Annotated in this window: 6 protein-coding genes; 1 reads left to right on the top strand and 5 read right to left on the bottom strand. The window is 48.3% G+C overall.

Annotated elements, in window-relative coordinates; genetic code table 11:
• Positions 1 to 1,977, bottom strand: a 1,977-nt coding sequence (locus tag ACI3UA_RS00445) for a phage tail tape measure protein (protein WP_439722862.1), incomplete at its 3' end; no start/stop codon positions are given.
• A 67-nt stretch (positions 1,978 to 2,044) separates the two neighbouring features.
• Here ACI3UA_RS00445 and ACI3UA_RS00440 point away from each other — a divergent pair.
• Positions 2,045 to 2,344 carry a hypothetical protein gene (locus ACI3UA_RS00440; protein ID WP_439722861.1) on the top strand — a complete coding sequence of 100 codons (300 nt, stop codon included), beginning with the start codon at positions 2,045 to 2,047 and terminating at the stop codon, positions 2,342 to 2,344.
• A gap of 188 nt (positions 2,345 to 2,532) precedes the next feature.
• Here ACI3UA_RS00440 and ACI3UA_RS00435 read toward each other — a convergent pair whose 3' ends face one another.
• The 4 genes from ACI3UA_RS00435 to ACI3UA_RS00420 all read right to left on the bottom strand — a co-directional run.
• Complete coding sequence (locus ACI3UA_RS00435) at positions 2,533 to 2,823, bottom strand: hypothetical protein (protein WP_439722860.1); 291 nt, start codon at positions 2,821 to 2,823, stop codon at positions 2,533 to 2,535.
• The gene (locus ACI3UA_RS00430) at positions 2,824 to 3,195 is read right to left on the bottom strand and encodes a YjcQ family protein (protein WP_439722859.1); all 372 of its coding nucleotides are present in this window, start codon (positions 3,193 to 3,195) and stop codon (positions 2,824 to 2,826) included. It lies immediately after the preceding gene.
• A gap of 48 nt (positions 3,196 to 3,243) precedes the next feature.
• Complete coding sequence (locus tag ACI3UA_RS00425; RefSeq protein WP_439722858.1) at positions 3,244 to 3,768, bottom strand: phage major tail tube protein; 525 nt, start codon at positions 3,766 to 3,768, stop codon at positions 3,244 to 3,246.
• A 15-nt stretch (positions 3,769 to 3,783) separates the two neighbouring features.
• A partial coding sequence (locus ACI3UA_RS00420) for a phage tail sheath family protein (RefSeq protein ID WP_439722857.1) occupies positions 3,784 to 5,113 on the bottom strand: 1,330 nt, incomplete at its 5' end.

Genomic DNA, 5,113 nt, shown 5'->3' with positions numbered 1-5,113 from the left:
TGTCCGCCTCCACAGGTTTTCAGCCCTGGCGGAGCCATCAATCGGTATGGCCGCTTCCGGGCTCTCTTCAGCAAATGTTGTAAGGAAGGCGCCTTTGTTATAGATGCCACCTGCAGCATTGCTGGCCACTTCATTGCCGCCTCCATCACCACCTGTGAAGTGCTTTGCTATATTGACAACTGCGTCTATAGGGCTGGACAGCAGTGATTTTAGACTTTCCCATTTTTGATATACCCAATCCACTGTGCTGGTAACTTTTTCGCTAATCCAGTCCATAGCCGCCGCAATAGCTTCGCTAGCACTGTTAAATGCCCATTCCGCAGTATTGCAAATCTCATCCCAGGCGGCAGTTACAGCATTTCTGAACCCTTCATTGGTATTCCAGAGATATACCAGCACAGCAATAACAGCTGCTATAGCAGCTATAACGAGGCCGATAGGGTTCATGGACATAGCAAGGTTAAGTGCCTGCTGGGCAAGAGCCGCCGATTTCAGCCAAGCTGCCATTGAATTGAGGATCATGAATCCTTTGTAAGCAAGGGTTGCTGAGCCTATAACTACAGCCGCTGTCTTGATGCTGCCCATGAGCGTATCATGTTCATTAGTGAATGTGATGATTGCATCGACACCACTTGCCATGGCCATTGCCAAATCCTTGACATATGGCAGGAACTCACTGCCAAGGGTTATAGCAGTCCTGCTGACAGCGTTTTTCAATAGTTGCAGGGAGTTTTCCGTTGTTTCGCTCCGTGCTTTAAATTCCGCCTCCATGCTTCCTGCATATTTAGAGGCATCAGCCACCTTGTTAAAGTTGTCCTGCAGGGCATCCAGATTGGAGAGGAGCGGTGAAATAGCACCGATAGATTCCTTGCCGAATAAGTCACTGAGTATAGTGGCCTGTTTTTCTTTTGGCAGGGCTTTCAGTGCCTTCATGACGTCAAGGATTGCTCCTTTGGCATCAGTCTGCATTTTCTTTGCCATATCTGCCGCATTGAACCCCAATGCCTGAAAAGCTGCCGCCTGGGATTTTGTCGCACCTTCGCCGGCTGTCATGCCAAGAATAAGGTTTTTTATGCCCGTTGCAGCCACATCAGACTGCACACCTGTGCCTACCATGGATGCACCCAACGCTGCAATCTCTCCTGAAGCTACACCGCCCACCTCGCCCAGAGGACCGATGCGGGTAACAACATCCGAAATGAGAGGTGCTGCTGCCGCTGTGGTGTTGCCCAGGTAATTTATCTTGTCCGCTAGAGATACTACATCAGACTGGTTCATCTTGAAAGCCGTGCGCCATTTTGCCATCATATCACCAGCCTGCTCAGCCGTAATATCAAAGGCAACGCCCATTTTGGCGGCCGCCTCGGCAAACTGGAGCAAATCTCCCTTGGCAATGCCTGCCTGACCGCCAGAGGCTACAATCTTGGCTATATCCTCAGCCGTCATAGGCAACGTTTTGGTTAAGTTGAGTATGTCGTTGTTCATTTCCTTGAACTGCTCCGGCGTGTCAAAGTCCACTACCTTCTTAACATCCGCCATAGCTGATTCAAATTTCATAGCCATGTTTATGCATTCCTTCAGGCCGCCAGCGATACCTGTTGCAACCGCCATGCCTGTAGGGATACGTGACATGATGCTGTTTACCATACCTGTCTGCGCCATAGGTGATGCATCCTGCGGCACCTTTCCGCCACCTTTGCCTGTTTTCATGGCAGCTTCTCCCAGCAGCTTGGCATTTTCCTTCATAACCTTCTTCAGTTCCTGCTGCCGGTTGAAATATGTGGACAGGCTCATGCCGCCAGCCTTGTAGGATTGGTCCAGGAGCTTCTGGGCTCTTTCAGCATCCTTCATAGCCTTTTGCAGCTTCTTGGTTTCTGATCCTATATTTTCCATAGACTTTACAGCAGAACTGGTCGAGGATTTGAATGTGGCGTCCAGTATGCCTTTGATAGTAAATGCCATGGAAAGTTCTTTCATCAAGGTAAATTCCTCCTTCCTGCAATAAGTAAAATGTGATAGAATAACCTCAAGGGAGGGATTTTGTATGTTGACTGCAATCTATACAATAATTGCCGTTGCTGTTTGCCTGAAATACCCAAAATTGATTACGTTCCTGATCGCATTCGTCTTTCTTTTGATGCTTCTCGTTCCCGGCTTCACCAGCATGTATGATACTCTGGGGCTGGCAGGCATTATTGTCTTCGGACTGATTTTCTGTGTTGCTCCCGGATGCCTTCTTGGATATGGGGCTGTCAGGCTCCAGCGCAAAATCGGCAAATGGTATTACCGAAAACACCCGGAACTGCCGAAACCGTTTTGGTGGAAGGAAGAATTTAATAACTAAATAACCAGCAAAAAAGCAGCTTCAATTTGAGGCTGCTTTTTCTAATTCCGTCAGTGCTTCCACCCAATGTATCAGCTCCGTAATCGGCATGTTCAGCCAGTAACCTACTGATGTGTATGTTATCTTGCTCATGCCCAAAACAGTCTGCCTGATGTAGATGTCGGCCTGTATAGGCTTGCCATCCTCTATCAGTCCGTTACCCCTAAAAAACGTCTGGCATTCGTTGTTACCTGTATGAAATCCGCTGCCGGCAGCATAACTATCACTTCATAAGGCACTTTTGCAGCCTCTGCCGCAAGACGTGCCTGGAACTCCATGGAAAGCTGCGGCACCAGGCCTTCAACATACGATGAAAGGCCGGAAGTCATCCCTTCCCTGGCCTTTAGCACCTGCATGCCGGTAAGGCCCTCAAAATCAAAATCCAGCTCATAATACTCAACATCGTTATACTTGATAGGCTTCTTCAACTCTAACTTCATCTAAATTCCTCCTAAAAACTGTGTTGCAATGCTGGAGGCAACGCCTTTAAATCCGTCCACACCAAATTTCTTAACCTTTTCCATCATGGAATTTTCGGCCAGATAACTTATTCCTTTTGGTGTGATGGCTGTGCCATCCGTAAAATGTGCAGTCTTCCAATTCACATTCATGACAGGCGTTATGGCAATTCCTTCCACATATCCATCCGTTTGCAGATGTACAAGAATATAGGACCAGTAACGCATATTTATTTTGTGTAATTTTCTATACCCGTCCACAGCCTCTACTTCTGGCTCAACGCCTTTCTTTAAGCAGGCATACAGATAGGCCAATATTTCATAGACAATTACATGATAATCATCTGCTGCCATATATCCTCCTAAAACATAAGGGCCGCCCGGAGGCAGCCCTGCTAATCATCAGGACAGCCCAAGAGCCGCCCTGACCTCTGCCAGATAATCAGTACCATTGATGTTGAAGATGCGGGCGAACTTATCAATCTCAATCTTCGTGACACCATCATAGGTCTGCTTGAGATATACCAGCTCCAGCGTATTGCTGGAATCCATCGTAGCGGACGTTTCCAGCTTGCCAAGCTCAAGTTTCTTTGGGATGCCGCGTATTTTGACTACCAGCGGCACCTGCCGGATGATGCCTGTGGAGCTATCATAGTGGGCAATAGCCCCTCTGAATTCCAAATCATGCGCTTTTGGTGCATGAAGGTCAGTTACATCAGCATTGAGCGTGCGCCAATTTATAGTCAGTTCCATGCTGGAAGTCTGGCCCATAGTTGGCATGGATACCTCACCGCCAATACCAGGCCCTTTAAGGGTTTCCGCAAGGTATTCAACGCTAGGCAAAGTGATGTCTGCTGTGCCCAGCTTCTGCTGGCCATCTTTGAAGACAGCGAAATCCGTAAGCTTATCGCGAACTGCATTATACATACCTTTTCACCTCCCTTACTCAAACAGGTTCTTGAAATAGTTCGTGTCATATTCCTGCACAAACTCAATATCGCGGGCAGGAGGCGGCGGTGCGTAATACACGTGGAAATTGATAATGCCGTCCATGAGCTCCGTAATGGTGTTTTCATCCTCACGGAACTCTACACGGCCGCCCAGAATGTACTGCTTGGCTGTAAGGCCGTTCAGCCAGATGTTGGCACTATCCACAATGGTGGAAATCAGCCGCTTATTCGTCGGGTCATCAATCCTGCTCCAGAAGGTCGTGATGAGCGTATTATTCAGCCAGCAGAACATGCGGCGAATGCTTATGAATGCATCCTTGATGTCAGTGTTGCCCGGATAATCCGTCGTGCGGTTGCCCCAGGACACCCAGCCATTTTCATTGATGGCCGTTACAATGCCCTGGCTGTTGAGGTAGCCACCAGTTTCCACGTCAAGAATAACCTCCGAACCATCATCAATAACAGTGGAATCGCCCTTGATGCTTTCATTGGATGGAGATTTGTACGGAATGTCGTTATTGGCCGCATCAGTAGCGCAAAGAACGCCAGCCATCTGAGTAGAAAAGTGGAACTGCCTGCCGCCCAGGGAAATCTTCGGCCAGCACGCGATCAGATGCGGATCAACATAGTTATTCTGCTTTTTCCATGCGACAACATCCGTATATTTCTTTACCTCCGCTGTGCTGATGTCAGCGATAGCAACAGCTTTGAAGCGTGCGTTGATGCCTGTACTCTTGGCTACCATAACAGCGGCTACAGCTGGATGGTGCGACCAGCCAGGTGCCAAAATCTGCCCTGGAATGAGGCCAAACTTAGGATACACCTGTGCAATAACCTCCATGCCTGTATATGCACCGGTAGAAACATCCACACCACCGATAATATCTGCATAGTCGACAGCGGCAGGGGTGAGCTTGTCATAGCTCAGAAAGATACTGGCGCCGGCACTGATTTCCTGCTTCAGGACAGTTACAATCAGCTCCCCGTCACTATTATATGCGGCAGTGTAGTCAACGTTTTCCGCCAGAATATCCCCGCCTTCTCCGGTTGTGGAGATTTTGAGGGTTTCCAGCAAAACAGCTTCACTGGCCGGGAGATTCAGAATTTTTTCATCCGACAGTTCATAAAGCTGGTTTTTTACTGCCTCCTTGTGTACATCTACATCTAACACATTGACAAAAACCACAGGAGCCATATTGAACAAAGAAAACTGGCTGTACATAAACTCGCACAATGTATAGTCCTGCCAATTGTCAGAATAGCCAAGGGCCTGCACTGCCTCTGCATACTTGTAGCAAAGGACAGGCTGGTTTGCCTTCGCC

Origin of the sequence: Anaerovibrio sp. (genome assembly GCF_051866355.1) — a bacterium.
In the GTDB taxonomy this organism is placed as follows: domain Bacteria; phylum Bacillota; class Negativicutes; order Selenomonadales; family Selenomonadaceae; genus Anaerovibrio.
Note: the sequence above shows the minus strand (reverse complement) of the source record. Positions and strands in the feature narration are given on the sequence as shown.